Origin of the sequence: Rossellomorea sp. LJF3 (assembly GCF_037046045.1) — a bacterium.
GTDB lineage: Bacteria > Bacillota > Bacilli > Bacillales > Bacillaceae_B > Rossellomorea.
In genome coordinates this window covers 17,617-39,467 of sequence record NZ_JBANLY010000011.1, presented here as the reverse complement: position 1 = coordinate 39,467, position 21,851 = coordinate 17,617, and the positions used below count along the sequence as shown (strand labels likewise).

The 21,851-nt window shown below is 45.5% G+C and carries 20 protein-coding genes and 1 riboswitch; of the genes, 8 read left to right on the top strand and 12 right to left on the bottom strand.

The window, feature by feature from the left end:
* Positions 1-141: 141 nt before the first annotated feature.
* The 5 genes from V8G47_RS11995 to motA all read right to left on the bottom strand — a co-directional run bounded on the left by V8G47_RS11995 (position 142) and on the right by motA (position 5,993).
* Positions 142-1,071 carry a pseudouridine-5'-phosphate glycosidase gene (locus tag V8G47_RS11995; RefSeq protein ID WP_336200409.1) on the bottom strand — a complete coding sequence of 310 codons (930 nt, stop codon included), beginning with the start codon at positions 1,069-1,071 and terminating at the stop codon, positions 142-144.
* A gap of 19 nt (positions 1,072-1,090) precedes the next feature.
* On the bottom strand, positions 1,091-2,185 hold the full coding sequence (locus V8G47_RS11990) for a carbohydrate kinase (protein ID WP_336200321.1): 1,095 nt from the start codon (positions 2,183-2,185) through the stop codon (positions 1,091-1,093).
* A 486-nt stretch (positions 2,186-2,671) separates the two neighbouring features.
* Entirely contained in the window at positions 2,672-4,063 is a 1,392-nt protein-coding gene (locus V8G47_RS11985) for an alanine/glycine:cation symporter family protein (protein WP_336200320.1), read from the bottom strand.
* Between the two features lie 360 nt (positions 4,064-4,423).
* Positions 4,424-5,215, bottom strand: a complete 792-nt coding sequence (gene motB / locus V8G47_RS11980; RefSeq protein ID WP_336200319.1) for a flagellar motor protein MotB — start codon at positions 5,213-5,215, stop codon at positions 4,424-4,426.
* Positions 5,202-5,993: a flagellar motor stator protein MotA gene (gene motA, locus V8G47_RS11975; protein ID WP_336200318.1), complete on the bottom strand. Its 792-nt coding sequence runs from the start codon at positions 5,991-5,993 to the stop codon at positions 5,202-5,204. The genes motB and motA overlap by 14 nt, the downstream gene beginning before the upstream one ends.
* 177 nt (positions 5,994-6,170) lie before the next feature.
* On the opposite strand from motA, the gene V8G47_RS11970 reads away from it, so the two are divergent.
* Both V8G47_RS11970 and V8G47_RS11965 read left to right on the top strand, forming a co-directional pair.
* A complete protein-coding gene (locus tag V8G47_RS11970) occupies positions 6,171-7,652 on the top strand; it encodes a methyl-accepting chemotaxis protein (protein WP_336200317.1) in 1,482 nt (493 codons plus the stop codon).
* Between the two features lie 44 nt (positions 7,653-7,696).
* Positions 7,697-7,882 carry a histidine kinase gene (locus V8G47_RS11965; RefSeq protein WP_442970833.1) on the top strand — a complete coding sequence of 62 codons (186 nt, stop codon included), beginning with the start codon at positions 7,697-7,699 and terminating at the stop codon, positions 7,880-7,882.
* A 90-nt stretch (positions 7,883-7,972) separates the two neighbouring features.
* On the opposite strand, the gene V8G47_RS11960 is transcribed toward V8G47_RS11965, so the two are convergent.
* On the bottom strand, positions 7,973-8,305 hold the full coding sequence (locus V8G47_RS11960) for a J-domain-containing protein (protein ID WP_336200315.1): 333 nt from the start codon (positions 8,303-8,305) through the stop codon (positions 7,973-7,975).
* Positions 8,306-8,490: 185 nt separating this feature from the next.
* On the opposite strand from V8G47_RS11960, the gene V8G47_RS11955 reads away from it, so the two are divergent.
* Entirely contained in the window at positions 8,491-8,658 is a 168-nt protein-coding gene (locus V8G47_RS11955; RefSeq protein WP_167562132.1) for a hypothetical protein, read from the top strand.
* A 185-nt stretch (positions 8,659-8,843) separates the two neighbouring features.
* On the opposite strand, the gene hmpA is transcribed toward V8G47_RS11955, so the two are convergent.
* Entirely contained in the window at positions 8,844-10,052 is a 1,209-nt protein-coding gene (gene hmpA, locus V8G47_RS11950) for an NO-inducible flavohemoprotein (RefSeq protein WP_336200314.1), read from the bottom strand.
* Between the two features lie 161 nt (positions 10,053-10,213).
* Between hmpA and V8G47_RS11945 the strand changes: the two genes are divergently transcribed.
* The gene (locus V8G47_RS11945; RefSeq protein WP_336200313.1) at positions 10,214-10,672 is read left to right on the top strand and encodes an RrF2 family transcriptional regulator; all 459 of its coding nucleotides are present in this window, start codon (positions 10,214-10,216) and stop codon (positions 10,670-10,672) included.
* A 121-nt stretch (positions 10,673-10,793) separates the two neighbouring features.
* Here the strand turns inward: V8G47_RS11945 and V8G47_RS11940 are convergent, their stop codons facing one another.
* Positions 10,794-11,186 (bottom strand): hypothetical protein, encoded by a 393-nt coding sequence (locus V8G47_RS11940; RefSeq protein WP_336200312.1) that lies wholly within the window; start codon positions 11,184-11,186, stop codon positions 10,794-10,796.
* A 226-nt stretch (positions 11,187-11,412) separates the two neighbouring features.
* Here V8G47_RS11940 and V8G47_RS11935 point away from each other — a divergent pair, with 226 nt between their 5' ends.
* On the top strand, positions 11,413-12,645 hold the full coding sequence (locus V8G47_RS11935; RefSeq protein ID WP_336200311.1) for an aminopeptidase: 1,233 nt from the start codon (positions 11,413-11,415) through the stop codon (positions 12,643-12,645).
* A gap of 323 nt (positions 12,646-12,968) precedes the next feature.
* Here the strand turns inward: V8G47_RS11935 and V8G47_RS11930 are convergent, their stop codons facing one another.
* Entirely contained in the window at positions 12,969-13,550 is a 582-nt protein-coding gene (locus V8G47_RS11930) for a DUF6944 family repetitive protein (RefSeq protein ID WP_336200310.1), read from the bottom strand.
* Between the two features lie 183 nt (positions 13,551-13,733).
* On the opposite strand from V8G47_RS11930, the gene V8G47_RS11925 reads away from it, so the two are divergent.
* Positions 13,734-15,023, top strand: a complete 1,290-nt coding sequence (locus V8G47_RS11925; protein WP_336200309.1) for an MDR family MFS transporter — start codon at positions 13,734-13,736, stop codon at positions 15,021-15,023.
* Between the two features lie 40 nt (positions 15,024-15,063).
* Here the strand turns inward: V8G47_RS11925 and V8G47_RS11920 are convergent, their stop codons facing one another.
* The gene (locus V8G47_RS11920; RefSeq protein WP_336200308.1) at positions 15,064-16,494 is read right to left on the bottom strand and encodes a hypothetical protein; all 1,431 of its coding nucleotides are present in this window, start codon (positions 16,492-16,494) and stop codon (positions 15,064-15,066) included.
* A gap of 62 nt (positions 16,495-16,556) precedes the next feature.
* Complete coding sequence (locus V8G47_RS11915) at positions 16,557-17,750, bottom strand: hypothetical protein (protein WP_336200307.1); 1,194 nt, start codon at positions 17,748-17,750, stop codon at positions 16,557-16,559.
* Between the two features lie 382 nt (positions 17,751-18,132).
* On the opposite strand from V8G47_RS11915, the gene V8G47_RS11910 reads away from it, so the two are divergent.
* Positions 18,133-18,261, top strand: a complete 129-nt coding sequence (locus tag V8G47_RS11910; RefSeq protein ID WP_079530789.1) for a YflJ family protein — start codon at positions 18,133-18,135, stop codon at positions 18,259-18,261.
* A 64-nt stretch (positions 18,262-18,325) separates the two neighbouring features.
* Here V8G47_RS11910 and V8G47_RS11905 read toward each other — a convergent pair whose 3' ends face one another.
* A complete protein-coding gene (locus V8G47_RS11905; RefSeq protein WP_261748828.1) occupies positions 18,326-20,152 on the bottom strand; it encodes a solute:sodium symporter family transporter in 1,827 nt (608 codons plus the stop codon).
* Positions 20,153-20,343: 191 nt separating this feature from the next.
* Positions 20,344-20,445, top strand: a riboswitch (purine riboswitch).
* 139 nt (positions 20,446-20,584) lie between these two features.
* On the opposite strand from V8G47_RS11905, the gene V8G47_RS11900 reads away from it, so the two are divergent.
* Positions 20,585-21,778 carry a NupC/NupG family nucleoside CNT transporter gene (locus tag V8G47_RS11900; RefSeq protein WP_336200306.1) on the top strand — a complete coding sequence of 398 codons (1,194 nt, stop codon included), beginning with the start codon at positions 20,585-20,587 and terminating at the stop codon, positions 21,776-21,778.
* The last annotated feature ends 73 nt before the right edge of the window (positions 21,779-21,851 follow it).

The window sequence follows — 21,851 nt, the reverse complement described above, 5'->3', positions numbered from 1 at the left end:
TTGAGCCATAGTACCTTCCTTTATCGTAACGTTATTACTCCCATTTTACCCTACCTTTTCCAACATATAAACGACGAATGTCAATTCACACGAAAAACCCGGGCCCACCTTTCTGCCCGGGTTCCTTCCTGTCATCTAAATTTACATTGCTTCGATCCGGACAAGTTCGGCGTATCGAACGGCAATTTCTGCCCCGATATGAGCATTATGCTTCACGAGGGCGATATTCGCCGTAAGGCTCCTGCCATTCGTCAGCTCCTTCACTTTCCCGAGCAAAAAGGGAGTGGCTTCCTTGCCTTTGATCCCTTCTGAATCCGCTTCTTTTAACGCCGTTTCAATGATACGATCCATCTCCTGCTCGTCCATGGCATCCTCTTCCGGAATGGGATTGGCTACCACCACTCCGCCCTGCAGTCCAAGTTCCCATTTCGCTTTCAATATACCGGCAGTCTCCTCTGCTGTTTCCACCTTATAATTCACGGAATAAGGGCTGCTTCTTGTATAAAATGCCGGCAATGAGTCGGTTCGATATCCTAAAACGGGTACTCCCTTTGTTTCCAGATATTCGAGGGTCAGGCCGATATCCAATATGGACTTGGCCCCGGCACATACGACAGCCACATTCGATACGGCGAGTTCCTCAAGATCCGCAGAAATATCCATCGTCACTTCCGCGTTCCTGTGCACCCCTCCGATCCCCCCCGTCACAAATACCGGGATATGGGCAAGCTCTGCACAAATCATCGTTGCTGCTACCGTCGTCGCCCCGTCTTTACCAGCGGCGAGGATATAAGGGATATCACGACGGCTCGCCTTGATCACGTCCCTTGCCTGCCCTAAATATTCAAGCTCTTCCTGGGATAATCCGATTTTAATCTTTCCATTCAAAATCGCGATCGTTGCCGGTACCGCGCCTTTTGATCGAATGATGTCTTCAACTTCCCTTGCCGTCTTCACATTTTGCGGATATGGCATGCCGTGAGAGATGATCGTTGACTCCAATGCGACGATCGCCATGCCCTTCCTTTTCGCTTCTTTGACTTCCTCTGAGTATTCCACATATGAATGCATGTTCACAACCATTTCCCCCTTAATAATAGAGACTGAACTCCTGTTGCAGCTTACTTTCGTTAAGAGTCGGTGCCACCGTATGCCTCGACTGAAGGGTGATCGACGAACAAATCACACCGATCCTGCACGCCCCGTCCGTATCTGATCCCTTTAAATAGCCAAATAATATGCCGGCTACGAGGGCATCACCCGCCCCCGTCACATCCTGTACTTCAACCTTTGGGGGCAGGATGGCCGTTGCTTCTTTGTATGTAGTGTAATAAATCAGGCCCTGATCCCCCCGGGTAATGACAGCACGCTCTGCGCCTCTCATCGTCAGGTCCTTCGCCGCTTTAAAATAATCACCCTCCGTTTCAATCGTCATATCCAGGTACATCTCTGCTTCGCCTTTATTGCAAATGAACCATGACACCCCTTCCAATGATGGAGGGAGTTTCTTCACCTTAGTAGCCGACACCGGTATAACCGCCAAGGGAACCCCTTCAGATTGACACCTTCGGATGATGTACTCCAACACATTTTCCGGAAAATTGGTATCGAGCAGCACCATTTCTGAAGATGCAATCAAGCCCCACCGCCTTTCTATAAAATCAATGTCAACGCTTTCATAAATGTTCATATCAGCCAAGGCAAATAACAGTTCACCCTTTTCGTCCAATACGGCAGAATAAGCTCCCGTGCTTTCATTTACAAGCCTCTGGGACCCGGACACGTCAGCGAAGGTTTTCGTCTGATCCATGAGCCAGCTGCCTTCTGTATCCTCCCCCACGACGGTGATGAGATTAGTAGTCTTTCCGAGTCTCCCAAGATTCTCGGCAACATTTCTCGCCACACCGCCACTCGTCTGTTCCGATCTCGCTGGATTGGATGTCTCCGGGATCATCTCACCCAGCAGCTGCATCTTTCGGTCGATATTGGCGCCTCCTATACAGGTGACCCCGTTCCTTTTTGGTATCACATACGCACGTCCTAAAATCTTCCCTTGTCTGACCAGATTGGAAATATAACCGGCTACGGCCGATCGCGAAATCCCACTTCGCTCAGATAATTCCTGCTGTGTCATAAACGGATTTTCTTCTATGAAAGACAATAAAAGCTTTTCTTTCTCGTTCACTTTCTCCCACCCCTATAAAGAAAAGTAACTTTTGTTAATATTCTAAACTTTTGTTTTATTTTACACAAGTTGGAAGTTCGTAAATTAGAAAAACTTTTTGCGTAACCTTTGTTGCTATTTATGGTAGCGAGTGGTGGTTGATTTCCGCTGCAGGTGCTCGCTTTCCGCGGGGCGTGAGTTGAGCCTCCTCGGGCTTTGCCCTGTGGGGTCTCAAGATCCAGCTACGGTGGCTAGCCCCTCGAGGTCATAAGCTAAATGGTCCAAGAAGGAAAAAAGAACACCTTCTTAGCCCATTTAGCTTATGCTTGTCGGGGCTGAGCAAGCCACCTCCGCTTTTCAGGCTTTCCCGCTATTCCCGTCGGAGTCGAGCACCTTCCGCTACAATCAACTTTATAGGTATAGAGTTAGTTAACAACAATCTTTGCGAAAAGAGCTTATATAAAAAAATAGACTTGCTCTTCCCTTCGGAAAAACAAGTCTGACAGTTTAAGATATTTTCTTTTCTTTCACTTTACCTGTGTCCTTCAAATAGTACTCTTCGGAAGTAAAGAACTCATTGGTGAGTCTTTTAACCTCTTTACTTAGGAGAAGGACCGCGATGATATTCGGAATCAAGATGGCTGCCAATGCTAAATCAAGGAATTGCCAGATGACCTTGGCCGCTCCGACAGATCCAAGGACGATGGCAACGGTATAAACCACTTTGATCCCCTGAGCCGCCTTCCATCCGAACAGGAATTCAGCCTGCTTTGCACCATAAAAGACAATGACGATGATTGTGGACAAGACGAAGAATATCAATGAAATCGTGACGAGGATCCCGCCAAACTCTCCGAAATAGCTCGTAAATGCCTCTGTTGTCAGGGCTGAAGGGTCATCCAGGGCATTTTCTGCAGTCCACACCCCTGATGATAAGACGACAAAAGCCGTGGCTGTACAGACAATGATCGTATCGATCACGATCCCAATGATCGCCCAAAGGCCCTGTCGCACAGGATGATCCGTCTGCGCCGCTGCATGGGCAATCGGTGCTGTTCCGAGCCCTGCCTCATTGGAGTATAACCCCCGGGCAAATCCCCAGCGAATCGTCTCCGCGATGGCTACCCCGGCAAAACCTCCCATTGCAGACATAGGTTGAAAGGCATGTGACAAAACCAAACTGAAGAATTCAGGTACTGCGTCAATATTCATAAACAAAATCACCAAGGCGCTCCCGACATAAATCAGGGCCATGAACGGAACGAAAATCTCCGTCACCTTACCGATCCGTTTAATGCCGCCGAATACAATCAGCACAACGATAAGCGCAATGATGATACCGGTAATCAATCCATCTACATTAAACGTTTCTTCTACGGTGGAAGCTACGGCATTCCCTTGTACCATGACGCTCGGGATCAGCTCGATCATAAGGGCAAAGGCGAACCAGACACCAAGCCACCTCATGTTCAATCCTTTCGTCATATAGTACATGGGACCGCCGACAAATTCTCCCTTTTCATTCTTCTCGCGATAGCGGACCGCAAGCACGCTCTCCGAAAACTTAAGCGCCATTCCGATAAGGGCAATCACCCACATCCAGAAAACGGCCCCGGGACCACCGAACATGATCGCAGCCGGGACACCGACGATATTCGCCGCCCCGATCGTGGACGACAGGGCAGACGTCAGCGCCTGGAGGGGAGTGACCGTCCCTTCTCCCTTCGGCTTCTTAAACACACTTCCAACCGTTTGCTTAAAAATGTAAAGAGGATACCGAAATTGTATAAATTTCAATAATATTGTTAAGTACAAACCAGTTGCACCCAGGACAATGATCAATGGGGGACCCCATAACCACGCCGAAACTTTACCTATGATGTCAAAAAACGTATCCAATCGTGATCCTCCTTTGATAGAGGCAGTGGCTGACGTTTGGAATAAAACGCGGGGGAATTGCTGTTTCCTACATATGTATAAAGCCTATCGTTTTAATGACGCAGACCCCGAATCCTGAAAAATCAGCCACTACTTCTACATGCTTTTCCAGACTTTTCCCTAAATTGGTTGCTGTAAAACATTTTGAGGAGAATTCTTACTAAATGGGTGCAGAAGCTTACTGTGGGGGGCCATCACCATGATTGAACAACCCTTTTATAATTGACGGCAGTTCTCCGTCCTTCGACAAGATCCCTCCATTTCCCCGGAAATACGTCAAAAAAAACCTGCAGCCGATCCATCAGCTGCAGGTCCCTTCTTTTATTCTGTCACCCTTGGTAATATCAACACTTCCACCCGTCGGTTCTGTCCCCGTCCCTCTGCTGTTCCGTTGTCTGCGATCGGTTCGAATTCACCGAATCCTTTCGCACTGAACCATTGGGGATCAAGAGCCGGGTTGGCCAAAATGATTTTCATGAAATTGACGGCCCGCATGACGCTGAGTTCCCAGTTGGAGTCGAATTCCGCGTTACGGATGGGCACATTATCTGTATGACCGCTGATGATGATGTTTCGCGGCGGATTCATTTCGAGAAGTCCGGATAATTCCTCGGCAACATTCTGGTCACTGCCCTGGACCGTGGCAGACCCCGAGTCGAATAATACATTGTCGCGTATCGTGAGGAGGAGCCCTTCATCCGTCAGCTTAGTGACGAATTGCAGCTCCAGATTATTCGTTTTGATGTATTCATTTATTTTATTCTGGATTTCCTTCAGCTCTTCCTGATCCTTCATAAAGGCCTGCTTCTCCAGCTCATCTTTACTTAATTCCTTTTCTTTTTCCTTATCGATACCGGCTGATGCAGCCTGCTTCTGTTCTTGATCGCTGGACTGCTGGGGGGCGACAGGGCTTGGATATTCCATCATCCCCGTGCCTCCGGTGAAGATTTCACTGAATACCTGAGACAGTTCCTTGAACTTCTGGGCGTCCACCGAGCTTGATGCGTACAAGACGATAAACAGGGCCAGTAACAGGGTGAGTAAGTCAGCATATGGAATCAGCCATGATTCATCCATATGTTCGTCATCATGTTTCTTCTTACGCCGCCTCATCCTCTTCCCCCTTTAGTAACAAAATCCGCTCACTTGCCGGTAAATAAGATGCAAGCTTCTGTTCAATCACCCGGGGAGATTCTCCCTCAATGATGGAAAGAATGCCTTCCACCATCATCATTTTCATTTGAACTTCACGCTTGGATTTCCGTTTCAGCTTGTTGGCAAAAGGATGCCACAACACGTAACCCGTGAAGATACCAAGCAATGTCGCAACGAAGGCCGCAGAAATCGCATAGCCGAGCTCATCGGTATTATCCATGTGGCTGAGGGCTGCGATCAACCCAATGACGGCCCCGAGAACCCCAAGTGTCGGCGCATACGTCCCTGCCTGTGTGAAGATGAGGGCCCCTGCACTGTGACGCTCTTCCATGGCATCGATTTCTTCATGGAGCACGTCCCTTATGTAATCGGCACTCTGTCCATCCACCGCCAATGAAAGTCCGTCCCTGAGGAATGGATCGTCCACTTCTTGGGTTTTGGCCTCCAGTGCAAGCAGCCCTTCTTTCCGTGCAAGATCTGCCACTTGCGAGAAGAATTGAATCGTTTCTTTCGGGTCTTGCAATTTTTGTTCTTTAAACAATATGCCGAAGAGCTTCGGTACTTTTTTGATTTCGTGTGTCGGGAATGCAATGGTCACTGCCGCCACCGTCCCCAGTAAAATAATCAAAATGGCTGCAGGGTTCAATAAGGCAACCGGGCTCACTCCTTTGAATACCATCCCTACCCCAACCGCTATCAATCCTAAAATGACTCCTATTAAAGACGTCTTATCCATCTGATCGCTCCACCTTACTCATCGTAGTCTACTACTAATATCGGATAAAGCTGCTGATTATTGAGCGATAGTTTTATTCAAAATTTTGTAAAAATTACTGTAAAACGTTATGAAGAAGCAATCTACATTTGTCGATATATGGAATATACGGGATTTAATTAAAAGGAGAGAAACGTCATGACCCCCAGGCAATTGAAAGAAGTCGATAGTAAAAGAAAGAATCTTCTGCTGCTGATAACCTATGGAATCAGCCTTGCAGCCGCCCTCACGTATTCAATACTTAATGAATCGGGCACCATCACCGTAACGGTATTCGCATTACAGATTCTGTTTCTAGCCGGATACTTTGTTGTGCTTCAATTCATCCTGAAAAAACCGAATCTTTATGTCTATTTCGCCATCCCTACGTCCTATATCATAATGGGATTCTGGCTTTTTCTTGAAGGATCGAATCCTCCCGATTTAGTCATTCTATTATTTTTAGCTGTGATCAGCGCCATTCACTTTAATCCTGTCATCTTCGGAATTGGTTTCACATCCGGTCTTGCCATGCTCTTACTGAATGGATGGCTTGCTCCAAAGGGTGATCCCATTTTCAGTGAATTATTTATCCCTTCTCTGCTGAGTTATGTGTTGTTAGGCATCGTCCTTGCAGTCGTCATCCAACTGAACCGAACGCAATTCAGGCAGCTCCAGGAATTTATCCACACAACAGAAAATGAAAGCAGGAAAAAAGAAGATCAGCGAAACTTCTTACAAAAAGAACTGGCGACCATCTCAGGAAGCATCCAACAAATCAACGAACAGGTCCAGACCCATCTCGTCTCCCATGATGAAATGAAAACGGCAGTGAATGAAATTTCAGCGGGAAGTGTCACTCAAAGTGATCAGATCAATAACATCGCCCTGGTAACAGAAACGACAATGGGTAAGATGGAAGAAGTCGCAAAGCTGTCAGATGACCTTACCGCACATTCAACCGATGCGAATGCGATTGCCGTGTCTGGAAGCGAACGGGTCATGGATCTTCAGGAAAACATGATCGAATTGAAAAACATCATCGAAGGTCTTCACCAGACCTTTAAAGAGCTCACAAGCAAAATTGAAGAAACCAACAGCTTTATCGGCAGCATCCAGGATATCACGGACCAAACCAATCTGCTCGCTTTGAATGCATCCATCGAGGCGGCACGGGCAGGAGAAGCTGGACGCGGCTTCAGCATCGTAGCCGATGAAATACGAAAATTGGCCGAAATCACGCGGAATACGGCGACACGCATCAATGACAATCTCGCTTCCGTCAATGCGGTGAACTCCTCTGCTGTTGAAATCATGAATCTAAGCTCTGAGAAGCTTAATGAGAATGTGGGGGCTACCGGTGAGGTCACAGCGTATTTCACATCATTGCGTGAGAAGCTTGACGCTTTGTCAAATGAATTCCAGCGCCTCACCACCACCGCTTCTGACGTAAGGGGACAGACAGAGGAAGCCGAGCTGTCAACGAAGGAACTCGCGGCTGTCATTCAGCAGACTTCTGCGGGCCTCGAGGAAATCAGCGCCACCATCGAAACCCTTCACGGTGACAACCGGACGATTGCGCAATATGTTCAAGATACTGCCACAAGTGCAGCCCGTATTCAGAACAGTGTCAAAGCATAATCTATGGTAAACTGAGAAGAGAAGCTTTAAAGGATGTGGCACTGTTGAAAAAACGATTCACCATGATCATTCCCATCATGATACTCGTAGCCGTTGCATGTTATTGGATGCTCGGCAAATATTATTCCGAGATCGAATCTGGTTCTAAATTCATGTTGATCCTCGGAGGAACCCTCCTATCCGGCGTGATTTCCTTTTTCCTATTTAAAGAAGACGGGGAACCGAAATAAAGAAAACACCACTTTCCGTGATGAAAGTGGTGTTTTCTTTATTTCAGCAGTTTGCCTTCCAGCTTATGCTCATAATTTTTGAACAAGGAACTATTTGTTTTTTGTTTTGATTCTCTTCTTCGAAAGCATGCTGTTGTATTTCAGCATTTTCTCATTCAGACTCTGCTTTAATTCCCGCTCTTCCTCTTCGTTCTCACAGGCTCTCATCAAGTCTTCGATCCTCATCATTTCCTTTTTCACATTCATTTCATCCGTTGTGAATCCTGCATTTTTCATGATCCGATGGGCCATCTTTAATTCTTGGGGGATCCCTCTGTCATCGTCGAGATTCAGCGGTTTCCCATAGCCGGGAAGGTTCTCGAACTCCCCGTCCTCATACGCCTTCTTAATTCGTTGTTCCGAAACAATTGATGAAAAATCCAACGCCATCACCCCTTAGGAATTGATTGATTCTAAAGAAGCATTTCCTCACCTGTTACTATCAGTATATCCAAACGGACGGGTTGGTGCACATGGGAGATGCGTCCGTTTTCTGACAATTCACTTTCACATATTTTCAGTCCTCCTGGAAAAACTACCTGTATCTCGAACGAAAAGGAGTGGCTCATATGGCACGAGGTAAATCATTCGAATCAAAGAAAAAGGGACACCCGGGGAACTTCCCTCAAAATAGTACATCCAGTAAACATTCCGAGGATGCCGTCGGCGATGAAGAATTGATCGTGACACAGGAAGCGTTTAAAAATCGTGAAGATAACGATGAACATCGCTACTAAAGTCGAAAAACGCTAGGAATCCTAGCGTTTTTCTGTTTTCCTTCACCGAAATGAACTGAATCTGGATGCTGATCCGTCTGAACACCCATTTATTTTCAAATCAGGAGGATTTATTTTCATTTTTTTAATTTTATTTTCAAATCGGCAGCTTTTATTTTCAAAACTGCGATTTTATTTTTAAAGTGTTAAACCGTCACACTTTCCTGCTTACTTAAATCCATTGCCGGACCGAAGAATTCGAAACGTACCTTTGATACGCCCATTTCCTTCAATGTACCGATGACGGCTTTCATAAATGGTGCGGGGCCACACACATAGCATTCCGTTCCAGCATCCACGTACTGCTTCAGGATTTCTTTATTCACATAGCCTGTGAAGTGGGCTGTAGATTCTTCCCGTGGATTTTCATAAACAAAGCACGCTTCCCCGTTCTTAAGTTCCGTCATGAGCTTTTCGACGTCCCCTTTAAAGGCATGCACGCCTTCATGTCTGCTCGCATGGATAAATGCTGTCTTTCGTTCCGGTCTGGATTTGGCCACTTGTTCGAGCATGCTCATCATAGGTGTGATCCCAACGCCTCCGCTTATAAACGCAACAGGTGAGTCCCCGTCCTCTAAATAGAAATCCCCGGCAGGCGCGCTGACTTCAATCTCGCTTCCTACGACTGCTTGATCATGTAAGAAGTTGGACACCTTCCCTTGTGGATCGCACTCTGCTTCTCTTTTAACAGAGATTCTGAATTGATGGTCCATCGGCGCGCTTGATAAGCTGTACTGACGAATATGTGTGAATTCTTCCCCAGGGATCGTCACTCTGACTGATAAATATTGCCCCGGCATGTAGGTTGGGACACTGCCGCCTTCTTTCGGTTGAAGATAAAAAGAAGTGATGACGTCGCTTTCCACTACTTTTTCAGCAATGATGAACGGTTTAAAGTCTCTGTAGCCGGCATCCTTGTTTTCAGTTTCTTTATACATTTCTTCTTCTACATCGATGAATACTCCGGCGATGACACCGTATGCATCTCCCCATGCCTCGATGATCTCATCTGTCGCAGCATCTCCAAGAACCTGCTTGATGGCTTGAAGCAGATGCTCGCCAACGATCGGATAATGCTCAGGCTTAACTCCTAAACTTCTATGCTTGTGAGCGATTTGCTTTACAACAGGAAGGATCATTTCCAGCTTATCAATATTTTGGGCGGCAGCATACACGGTATTGGCCAGGGCGGTTTGTTGTCTGCCCTTTTTCTGATTGGCATGATTGAAAATATTTAGTAATTCCGGATGATTGGTAAATAAATTTTTATAAAAAACAGATGTAATTTCCGTTCCTTTGACTTCTAATACAGGTGCAGTGGATTTCACGATTTCAATGGTTTTTTGAGATAGCATATTGGTCACCTCTAAAGATATATTTTGAATACATCTTTAGCCTACTCCTGCTCGTTGATTAAAGCAATATATAAAATACATCTTTAACAAAACAGTCACATTTAGACACAAACTTGCTTCCTTTTGTATAATGGGGATAGTGGAACGGAAAGGTGAGATACATGAGACTAACTTTATACACTGACTACTCACTGAGGGTCCTGATTTTCCTGGCTTCCAAACCAAAGGACGAACTCTCTAATATAAAAGAAATCGCTGATGCCTACAGCATCTCAAAGAATCACCTGATGAAAGTGACGTATGAACTCGGAAAGATGGGGATGATCGAAACGATCCGCGGCAGGAACGGCGGAATCAGGCTTGCACAGTCACCTGAAGACATCAATATAGGCAAACTTGTCCGTGCGACGGAAGAGGATTTCCATCTTGTTGAATGCTTCGATGCCGAAAACAACTCATGCATCATCACACCGGTATGCGGTTTGAAGCATGTCCTTGGTAAAGCACTGAACGCATATCTCTCTGTCCTCGATGATTACACCCTGTCCGACCTCATCCAGAACCCAATGGACTACCGGTTTCTCTTTCAAGAGCAGAAACCGGATGAAACGTCCACTTGAAGAATGCTTCTCACCGATTTGCGGTGGGAAGTTTTTTGTTCAGCTGCTGAAAATAAGCCATTATTCAGCTGCTGAATATTCCTTCATAATCAGCAGCTGAACGGTTTAATCGGAACCGGCCTTACTTCTTACTCTCGCTATACTTGAATGTCATCAATAGAAACAGGAAAAAGCTGAGTAACAGCGTACTTCCCCCGACAATATAAAAGACGGTCGTAAAGTCTGACGGCAGATTGAATGGATTTAAATTGTACATCCACATCCCGGCTGTCAATCCGATCGAACCGATGATCGCCGTCCACACATGGGCAAATGCCAGTTTAGAAGATTTCGGTACCTGATAGGATCGATAATAGGAAGAGTAGGCAAATAAGCTCAACCAACCGACCACCAGGATATGGGCATGGATCGGCTTGAATGCATACGATCCGGCCCCGGCCATATGAGACCCGAGAAACGCTCCGATAAACCCATAAATCGCTGACATTCGTAATAATAGGACATTCCAAGGCATGTCGTCTTCCCCCTTTTTTATAAACACGCTTCCATCATTATAGTATAGTTGTCCGAATCCAGGTATGAATCTTGAGTCGATGCCATACAACGTTCAAATTTGGCGTGAATTAATACTTTTCCCTTCTTTAACATAGGATACAAAGATAGGTGTAAACACTTGCAAACGGTGTGGGCCCTGATACAATAAGAATGTAATAGAACATTCTGAAAAAAGGAGAATACATATGACTAATTTCCAACAAAATTTAGAGAAATACGCAAATCTTGCAGTCGAAGTCGGAGTGAATGTTCAAAAGGGTCAGACCCTCGTCATCAACACGTCCATCGACTCTGCAGAATTCGTCCGCTTAGTAGTAAAGAAAGCCTATGAAGTAGGAGCTAAGCATGTATATGTAAACTGGAGCGATGACACCGTCAACCGTACGAAATACGACCTTGCCCCTGATGAAGCATTCCAGGAGTTCCCTGAGTGGAAAGCACGTGAAGTCGAAACGCTTGCTGAAGGCGGAGCTGCCTTCATGAGCATCGTCTCTTCAAGTCCTGATTTGTTAAAAGGCGTCAATCCGGACCGCATTTCGAACTTCCAGAAGGTTGCCGGTAAAGCCATGTCCAAATACCGTCAGTTCATCCAATCCGACAAAGTCAGCTGGTGTGTCCTGGCCGCTCCATCGAAAGACTGGGCTGCAAAAGTATTCCCGGATGCTTCTGAAGAAGAACAAGTGGACCTATTATGGGGCGCGATCTTCAAAGCGGTCCGTGCCGACCAGGCTGACCCTGTACAAGCATGGAAGGATCACGACGCAAACCTTCACGAAAAAGTCGAATACCTGAACGAAAAGAACTACCAGAAGCTTCATTACACAGCACCGGGGACGGACCTTACCATCGAACTCCCGAAAGGTCACCTTTGGGTAGGGGCCGGAAGCGTGAACGAAGAAGGTACGACTTTCATGGCGAACATGCCGACCGAAGAAGTATTCACGGTTCCCCTTAAAACCGGTGTAAACGGTACGGTATCAAGCACGAAGCCCCTTAGCTACGGTGGTAACGTGATCGACAACTTCACGATTACATTTGAAAACGGTCGCATCGTGGACGTAAAGGCGGAAGAAGGCGAAGAGATCCTGAAGCGCCTCGTCGATACCGATGAAGGATCTCATTATCTTGGGGAAATCGCCCTTGTTCCACATCAATCGCCGATCTCTCAATCGAACGTGTTATTCTACAACACGTTATTTGATGAGAACGCATCAAATCACCTTGCGATCGGGAATGCCTATGCATTCTGTATCGAAGGCGGAAAGAAAATGAGCGAAGAAGAGCTTGAGAAAAACGGCTTGAACAACAGCATCACTCACGTTGACTTCATGATCGGTTCTGACAAAATGAACATCGATGGAGTAAAAGAAGACGGCTCGACTGAAGCAGTATTCCGTGATGGCGGTTGGGCGTTTTAAGTTCAGTATGTAGGATGAATCCCTGGGAGGCGGCTTGGCTGTCTTTTGGGGGTTTTTGTTTTGGATGGGATGGTGGGGTTTGATATGGGGCTGGTTTGACTGAGCGCTCACTCGAATGGATATAATTGTAAAAACACGCAATCCAACCATATTCTGACGCAAATATTTAAAAAACGACGCAATAAATTTTATTTTAACGCAATCACCATCAATAATGACGCAATTCCTTCTATCAGACTAGTATGGATCATTCTATCTCCTTGTCAAACTACCAAATAACCAGTTTGTAAGGTAAACCTTCCTCTCAGAATCAAAAATCCCCCCTACCCATACTGTTTCGTCACCGCAATCGCAGCGATCGTCGCACCGGCTGCCTGGGCATAGCTTCCGAAAGTGGTGATCTGCAGTCCTAGTTCCCTCATTCCTTTTAAAATGAATGTCTCCCCCACTGCTTCAAGGGCGGCCCCCAGGGATTGAATCGTATTTCCAGCAGCAAGGAGATCGGAGTAGGCACGCGTACTCAATGTTGCCCCGTAGGCTTCGAGTCCTGCCCCGACAGACTGGACGGTGTCCCCAAATATATCCAGTTTCAACCCCTCCACCTCTTTACCGTAAAATTGAAGCTCTGCACCAAATACATTTGTGACGTTCCCCGAGGCCTGGATCCAGTCACCGGCTATCCGGTACGTTTCCCCTATGGAACCATCGGACAGTTTTTCCGCCCCAACCGCCTGCAGGGAATTCCCAGTGGCCTCGAAACCATTTCCGATGGAGACCAAGCGAAATCCTAGTGGCGGGAGATTCAACCGCTCTTCCTGAATGATCATGGTTTCACCGATGGCAGCAATCACTGTTCCGACGACCTGGGTCCACACCCCAGTAATGAGAATTAGTCTATCGCTCACCACCATCCACCCTTTCTTCCTCAGTACTTCTAATGTATTCCAAATGGGGAAAAGGGTATCCCGAGCCACACCGTTGGCATGAGTAAATATTTTGTAAAATTCCAGTAAATCAGTCTTGTTTAATTTGTCCTGTCGGGCTATGATAATCTAGTTCATCTAGAGTTACATAGGGGAGGGATTTAGGTGAGAATTCGGGATTGGGACCGTAACTTGAAGGTCCGGCTGTTTGGGGAAGCAGCGATTAACATTACTTTCTGGATGTTCTTTCCGTTTTTGACGATCTATTTTACAGAGTCATTCGGAAAACAGACGGCAGGATTATTATTGGTTCTTTCACAGGTATTTGCCGTACTCGCGAATCTGATGGGAGGCTACTGCGCGGATCGATTCGGACGTAAACGAATGATGGTCATTTCGGCTTTTGGACAAGGCTTTGCTTTTCTGATCTTTGGACTTGCCAGTTCACCTTGGCTTGATTCTGCCATGATTGGGTTTATCTGTTTCAGTTTGGTCGGGGTCTTCGGTTCCTTTTACTGGCCAGCAAGTCAGGCCATGGTTGCCGATGTGGTGGATGAGAAGGATCGGAGCCACGTATTTGCCGTCTTTTACACGTCCATTAACATCGCCGTCGTCGTCGGGCCAATATTAGGAGGCATTTTCTATGTCCACTATCGCTTTCAATTATTAATCGCAGCCGCTCTTATTTGCATGCTTTTAGCTCTTCTTTTATATAAAATGACGAGGGAAACGGCTCCGGCAGATAAGAATAAACTTCTTGTCACAGAAGGGAAAAAGAAAGCCTGGCATAGTGTGTTGACAGATCAGTTCAAGGATTACAGCGTTATTTTTAAAGACAAAACGTTTTTATTGTTTATTTTAGCCGGGGTCCTGGTAGGTCAAACGTTCATGCAATTGGACCTCTTGATTCCCGTGTATATAAAAGATGTCATGGATAAAGCCACACTGTTCAGCTTTGGGGACTGGTCCTTGACACTCGTAAGTGAGCAGGTATTCGGTTTGATCCTGTCGGAAAATGGATTTCTGGTGGCCCTTCTTACAGTGGTCATTACACGATGGATCACGAAATTCCGTGAACGAAATGTGTTCATTCTATCTTCTCTCATTTATGCGGTTTCGATCTTCATGTTTGGTCAAACGAGTTCCGTATGGATGTTTGTGATCAGCATGGCGGTGTTCACGTTCGCAGAACTGATGACGGCCGGTATCCAGCAAAGCTTCGTATCGAAGCTTGCACCGGATCATATGCGAGGGCAGTATTTTGCCGCAGCCAGCCTGCGCTTCACGATTGCAAGGACGATTGCGCCACTATCCATTACCCTTTCCTTATATGTAGGGTATGATTGGACATTCATCCTCCTTTCCGTCCTGGCTCTTTTGAGTGCCGGACTCTTCTTCATCATGTTCGAGCGCTTTGAAAAAGAAGAGATGGAACTGAAGAAAGCTGTACATTAAAAAAGGAATGATCCGCGATGGATCATTCCTTTCTTTTCTATTACAGTCCTAGATCAATTCCTTCATCATCAGACTGTAGCATTGTATTTAGACCAAGATCTGTTGAAAGACCAAGGTTGAACTCTGAATCTGAAGACTCTTCATTTTCCCATTGTGTGTAGCTTGCATCTGCATTTACACCAAGGTTTGATAGAAGAGAAGATTCGTTGTCCTCGTCAGAAGATAAGAATCCAAGAGCAGTATCCGTACCTGCATTTAATCCTGCACTCTTATACTCTTCTTCTTCAGAATCCATTGATTCAGCCCATAGTCCCGCATTTACTGCGTTCATGACAGTCGCTGCAGATTCATTGTCTTCATCGTTTGACATAGCACCAAGCATAAGGTTGTTCGCTGCATTTGCTTCGAACTTGGAATAGTCGTCACTGTTTTCAACAGTCGTCATAACAGAAGTATCGTTCATCGCTTTTACTTGAGAAGAATCTCCATCTTCTTTGTCCATTGTTCCAAGTACTACACCATTTGCAGATTCAGTACCGATGGACGTTTTAGAAGAATCATTTTCTTCACTGCCTTCTGTCATCACCCATACATCGGAATCAGTCATCGCATCAGCACTCACTTCATTCTCTTCATCAGATGCCGAAGCATTCAGACCAGACGTAAGGTTCCCGGAAGTAGTAGAAGCATAAGAATCATCTTCTTCATTGTACATGGTTTCGTTCATGATTCCCGCATCGGTCATAGCGTCTATTGATGCTGAACCGTCTTCTCCTTCAACTGCCGCGTTTACATCCTGGGATGCTCCTGCTTCTGTTTTGGAAGTCGCTGAATCTTCTTCTACCATTGTTTCGTTCATGACAGCTGCGTCTGTATCAGCATTCACTTCGGCTGATTCGTCTTCTCCTTCAACCGCTGCGTTTACATCCTGGGATACTCCTGCTTCTGTTTTGGAAGTCGCTGAATCTTCTTCTACCATTGTTTCGTTCATGACAGCTGCGTCTGTATCAGCATTCACTTCCGCCGATTCGTCTTCTCCTTCAACCGCTGCGTTTACATCCTGGGATGCTCCCGCTTCTGTTTTGGAAGTCGCTGAATCTTCTTCCACTGTCGTTTCATTCATGACAGCTGCGTCCGTGTCTGCATTCACTTCTGCTGATTCGTCTTCTCCTTCAACCACTGCGTTTACATCTGAAGTTGCTTCTGCACCGTTCTTGGTCATGACAGAATCATTTTCTTCGTCTACAGCCGTCTCGTTTACGATGTTTGCATCCGCATCAGCATTTGTATCCGCATTTGATTCTTCGTTGTCTGATCCACCGATGTTCAATCCATTCAATAAACCGTCTTCCGAATCAAGGATGTTGACGTTTTCCAATAATCCATCATCGCTGTTCAGCAGTGAATCATTCCCTGCCGCTAAGCTTGTGTGACCTCCGATTGCAAGACTTGCTGCTAATCCACCTGTCATAACCAATGTTCTAAATATGCTTTTTCTCATTTTATTTTTCTCTCCTTTTAAAAGTTTTTAGTTTATATACTTTTGAAAAGAAGAGAATCTTGAGGTGGTTGGGACGGTGGTGCGTTTAACCACTGATCATAGTAGAGATTCTTTTTCTCGTACAAATTGGCTTTTTGGAAGTTGACCGCCGTTGCATATTGCTCCGACACACCCCATAAAGAAGATGATCCTGTTACCTGAGCGCTCATTCCACTTGTACTGGATGACTGACTTGTTGAATTCATCGTAGTCGTCGTCAGGACCGGTTCCATCTTTTTACGTGGCGGAAAAGGTTGTTGTTCATTCTGACTTTTAGGTTCTTCCATCGTAACTGAACCCTTTTCCTCTACTTCAACCGGTTTTGTAAGTATGGTTTCACTTAGTCTTTTGGCTTTGCTTATTTTAGTGGAGCTCATCTCTGGTTCGACGGGAACGTCTTGTTTGACCGGTTCCTTTCGAACATTTTCTTTCTCCACTTCGACGTCACGATCTTTATCCTCTGTGTTGACCACAGGCTCGTCGGGCACTTCTGTTTCAACGTCCACTTTGACAGCTGGTTCCTTTGAAACATCGGCGTCGACTACTCCGGTATCCACTTTCACCTGTGGATCTTTGGAAACTTCCACATCGGCGACCCCTGTATTCACTTTCACTTCGGGTTCATCCGACAGATCCACTTCCAGCAGAGGTTCATCGTCTGACAATGATTCCGTCACAGATTTCGTTGTTTCTTCCACGGTGCTCGTGACCGTCTTCGTCGTCGAATCCACCGTTCCGTTTACAGATTTCGTTGTTTTTTCAATGGTTTTGGTAACGGCCTTGGTGGTGTTGTTCACCGTTTCCGTTACAGGAGCCGCTGAGTCCCCTGCGATATCTGTAACTGGTTTTGTCGCTTGTTCAACGGTTTTGTCCGCTGTGTTCCCGACGGTCTTCGTTACAGCGTTTACTGTACCTGTTACCGATTCTGTCGTCTCATCGACCGTGTCTGTCACCGAATCAACCGTATTGGAAAGAATATTTCCTTTCGACTGCTGATCATCCGTAGAAGGTTTGTCCTTCTCCTCGTCAGGAGCGGACACGGCTTCATTCACGGTCGTTGTCGCGCTGTCCGTGACAGCATTGACTTCATTCGTCACGTTGGAGAGAAGTCCGCCCTCTGCTGAAGCAAAGGTTGGAATACTGATGACTCCAAGAAAAAGCAAAGCCTGAATGAGGCGTTTTTGCACTGCGTCTTGTCACCTCCTTCCGATTCAAATAACGGATGCTGAATTGTTTTTTAGGATGGTGCTGTATCTGTTGTACATGGTACAAAAAGCATTCATTGTACCAGGTACAATTTGCGATCATCACAATAAAAAACCCTGCTGTATCCGATTTTCACTAAGCTAACGAAGCCGGTTCATATTTGGATCACTTTTTTATAAAAAAAATTAATTTTCTCCTGAAAAATTATCAGAAAAGGATGAATCCGAAAAATTCCGTTTACCCCCTTTTTTCATAAAAAATGAGATGTTACAATGTACAACCGTAAGCAATCTTAACGTAGCTCTTTCGAGAGTTAGTCGGAGATTCCAATCAATACTACGCAAAGAAAGGATGTTGATTTCAATGCATATCGGAAGCAAAGGCTGGTACGTAGAAGAACTAAAAAAAGCGGGGGTACGCCGCTATGAAGAACGCAAAGTAGAATCCTACAAAAAACACGTCCTGGCTAACCTATTAGAACGTACAAAATAAAAATAAGAGGGACGGACCTCGATTCCTATGACCAGGTCATAGGAATGAAGGTCCGTCCCTATTTTTATTTCAGCAATTTGGTTGAGTAGATTGGGTTCAGGTTTGGTTGGATGGTGTATTTTTTTGTCCGGTTCAGTTTGTATGTTTTGTTTTTGAGTAGATAGTTTCTGTATTTTTGGTTCCAGCTTTTCAGCGACCAGACGATGAGTCCTGCTGTCAGGAGGAACAGTCCTCCGGTGGCAGGCCAGAAATAAGGTGAAATGACCGCTGATTCATATGCAAGACCGATCGGTGAGAAGATGAAATACGTCAGTACGACCGAGGCCATCAGGACGATGGATAATGGAATACTGTATTTCCATGGCATCATGTCCACTTTTGGATTATAACGATATTCGTACGGCTTCTTCATCGGTTTCCACCAGCCGATCACAAGCATCAGGGCCACTTCTGCTACAAAGAGAATCCCATAGATGTGAATGAAGTTGATATCGATTGTGAAGCCGAATAGATGTCCCGTCCCCCACACGAGCATATAATACGTGATGACATGAAGGATGATGACCGTTTTCGCAGCCACTGCCGGTATCCGTTTTGAAAACACCCCGACAAGTAAAACCACGATGATCGGGATATTAAAGAATCCCGTGAATCTTCTGATCAAGTCCCATAATCCGTCCGTCGCATTGATCAGTAACGGGGACACACACATGGATACTACGGCCAGCAGCGCTCCGAACCATTTACTGATCGTAATCAATTTCTGATCGCTCACATCCGGATTGAACTGAGGCTTGTATATATCAAGTGCAAAAAGCGTCGCTGCACTGTTCAGCAATGAATTAAAGGAGCTTAACACGGCTCCAAGCAACACAGCCAGGAAGAACCCTGTTAAATACGATGGCAGTACGGCATTGATCAATGCTGGGTATGCCAAGTCGACACTTTTCAAAGAGTCACCATACAGATGGAATGCAATGACTCCGGGAAGCATCATCATAAAGGGAACGAGTAGTTTATAGAAACCTGAAATGATGACACCCTTCTGTCCTTCCGCTAAGTTCTTCGCTCCAAGGGTACGCTGAATGACATACTGATTGGAAGCCCAATAGAATAGATTTGCAAAAAGCAGACCGGTAAAGATGGTAGAAAACGGGACGGAATCCGATGCGGATCCGATAGAATTCAGCTTCTCAGGATTCTTCGTCGCAATTTCCTTCACTCCTGAAAGGATGTTTCCTTCTCCCAGGGCATAGAAACCTAGTATCGGTACGAGAATCCCGATGATCAGCAACCCTACACCATTCAACGTATCAGAGATGGCCACAGCCTTCAGTCCGCCGAAAATGGCATAGATACTGCCGATGATCCCGATCGTCCAAACAATCAGCCAAATCGATTGAGTATAGGAAATCCCAAGCAGTTCGGGGACATCGAATAATTTCAAGACAGCAAGTGCCCCTGAATAGAGCATCGAAGGTATTGTCACAAACACATAGCCAAGCATAAAGAGAATGGTCGTGTACTGACGAACGCCCTTATCATATCGTTGGTTCAGGAACTCAGGTAATGTGGTGAAGCTCCTCCCCAAATATTTCGGGAGCAAATACAGGGCCATGATGATGATGGCAAATGCCGCCGTCACTTCCCATGCCATGTTCGACAGGTTCGCACGGAACGCCTGCCCGTTCAAACCCACCAATTGCTCAGCAGATAAATTGGTGAGTAGAAGCGAACCGGCAATGAACGTTCCCGTAAGCCCCCTCCCTGCCAGAAAATAACCAGTGGAATCATTCAAAGATCCCTTTGTTTTTATGTATGAAACCCACGCAACCAATCCCATAAAAAAGACACAGGATAAGACTGTAAAAAGCAAACCATTCTCAAACATCGATCCTCTTCCCTTCAAATTTATTACATGTGTTTGAGAAGTTCCCCGAAAATTATACTAGTAAACTATTATGTTTGGAATTTTGTTAAAAATAGTCATATGGAACCACCACGTTTTTCCATCGGATTCTTTTTGAAAAAACGGTTGTGGAGGGCTTTCATCCTGTGATAAAGTAAAGAACATATTTTAAACATAACTTCATACGAATTCCTTATATATCTATGGTGATATGGACCATAAGTCTCTACCTGGCAGCCGTAAAGTGCCGGACTATAAGGAAAGTCTATTCTATATGCTGTCTATAAGTGTGTGGAGGCTTTCCCTATTTTAGTAGAGAAAGTCTTCATGCACTTTTTTATTTGTTCTTTTTAAGAAGTCTGACATCATACGACATCAGCATTCGATGAAGAAACTATTTGGAGGATTGATATTGTGAGTTTAGTATATGGCATCTTATCGTTACTTGGCGTTTTATTTCTGGCGTGGCTCCTGAGCAGCAACCGCTCAGCCATCCAATGGCGGACGATCATCATCGGCATCTGCCTTGAATTTTTGCTTGTTCTTTTTGTTTTAAAGGTCCCATTTGGACAAACGGTTTTGAAGAAAGCCGCCCTCGGTGTTCAGAAGGTCATCGATTACAGCAATGAAGGAATCATGTTTGTGTTCGGAGGATTCTTTGAAAAAGGGACGAACATCTCCTTCGTTTTCGCCATCAATGTGTTAGGTGCGATCATCTTTATTTCAGCCCTGATTTCAGCTCTCTACTACTTACGGATCATCCCGTTTTTCGTAAAATATATCGGAATTGGACTCGGAAAAATCCTGGGTACGACAAAGGTGGAATCGTTTAATGCAATCGGGAATTCGTTTCTTGGATTGGCAGAAGCTCCCCTGTTGATCAAGCCTTATTTAGTAAAGTTGACTCGCTCCGAGCTTTTTGCCGTCATGGTCGGGGGAACGGCTTCAGCCAGCGGTGCCATCCTGATTGGATACTCGTTGATGGGGATCGATATGAAATTCCTCCTTTTATCTGTATTCAGTGTTCCCATTGTATCCCTTGTCATCTCGAAGATCATCGAGCCGGAAACGGAAGAATCACAAACAAATGGAGACATTTCATTAGGGAAGACCACTCATACGAATGTATTTGAAGCAATCTCCGAAGGCGCACTGAGCGGAACTCAATTAGCGATTAACATTGGTGGATTACTGATTGCTTTCATCGGGATCCTTGCCGCCGTAAATGGATTATTGGGACTTGTCGATATGAGCCTTTCAACAGTATTCGGTTATGTATTCTATCCACTTGCATTACTCGTAGGCATCCCGATGGATGAAGCTTTTCGTGCCGCGTCCATCATCGGAACGAAGCTTTCTGTGAACGAGTTTGTCGCATACAAAGAACTTTCAGGAATGATGAGCGAGCTTTCACCAAAGACCGTGGCGATCCTTTCAGTCGCTCTATGTAATTTCGCCAACCTGTCTTCCATCGGACAGCTGATCGTCGGACTTGGTTCATTGGAACCTACGCAACGGCCGATGGTATCCAAGTTAAGCTTGAAAGCCATCCTTGCAGGGACCCTGGCAAGCTTCATCACTGCCATCATCATTAGTATATTTCTATAATTTTTTGCGTGTTTTATGTTTCTTCCCGAGCCATTTAGTGAATAGTATAAGGTAGTAATCTTTTTTCACATTG

Excerpts from the sequence above, each read along its gene's own strand:
- V8G47_RS11995 (WP_336200409.1), bottom strand. The coding sequence starts at position 1,071 with ATGCATTCATATGTGGAATACTCAGAGGAAGTCAAAGAAGCGAAAAGG.
- motB (WP_336200319.1), bottom strand. The coding sequence starts at position 5,215 with ATGAGGCGGCGTAAGAAGAAACATGATGACGAACATATGGATGAATCA.
- motA (WP_336200318.1), bottom strand. The coding sequence starts at position 5,993 with ATGGATAAGACGTCTTTAATAGGAGTCATTTTAGGATTGATAGCGGTT.
- V8G47_RS11970 (WP_336200317.1), top strand. The coding sequence starts at position 6,171 with ATGACCCCCAGGCAATTGAAAGAAGTCGATAGTAAAAGAAAGAATCTT.
- V8G47_RS11955 (WP_167562132.1), top strand. The coding sequence starts at position 8,491 with ATGGCACGAGGTAAATCATTCGAATCAAAGAAAAAGGGACACCCGGGG.
- hmpA (WP_336200314.1), bottom strand. The coding sequence starts at position 10,052 with ATGCTATCTCAAAAAACCATTGAAATCGTGAAATCCACTGCACCTGTA.
- V8G47_RS11945 (WP_336200313.1), top strand. The coding sequence starts at position 10,214 with ATGAGACTAACTTTATACACTGACTACTCACTGAGGGTCCTGATTTTC.
- V8G47_RS11940 (WP_336200312.1), bottom strand. The coding sequence starts at position 11,186 with ATGCCTTGGAATGTCCTATTATTACGAATGTCAGCGATTTATGGGTTT.
- V8G47_RS11935 (WP_336200311.1), top strand. The coding sequence starts at position 11,413 with ATGACTAATTTCCAACAAAATTTAGAGAAATACGCAAATCTTGCAGTC.
- V8G47_RS11920 (WP_336200308.1), bottom strand. The coding sequence starts at position 16,494 with ATGACAGGTGGATTAGCAGCAAGTCTTGCAATCGGAGGTCACACAAGC.
- V8G47_RS11910 (WP_079530789.1), top strand. The coding sequence starts at position 18,133 with ATGCATATCGGAAGCAAAGGCTGGTACGTAGAAGAACTAAAAAAAGCG.
- V8G47_RS11905 (WP_261748828.1), bottom strand. The coding sequence starts at position 20,152 with ATGTTTGAGAATGGTTTGCTTTTTACAGTCTTATCCTGTGTCTTTTTT.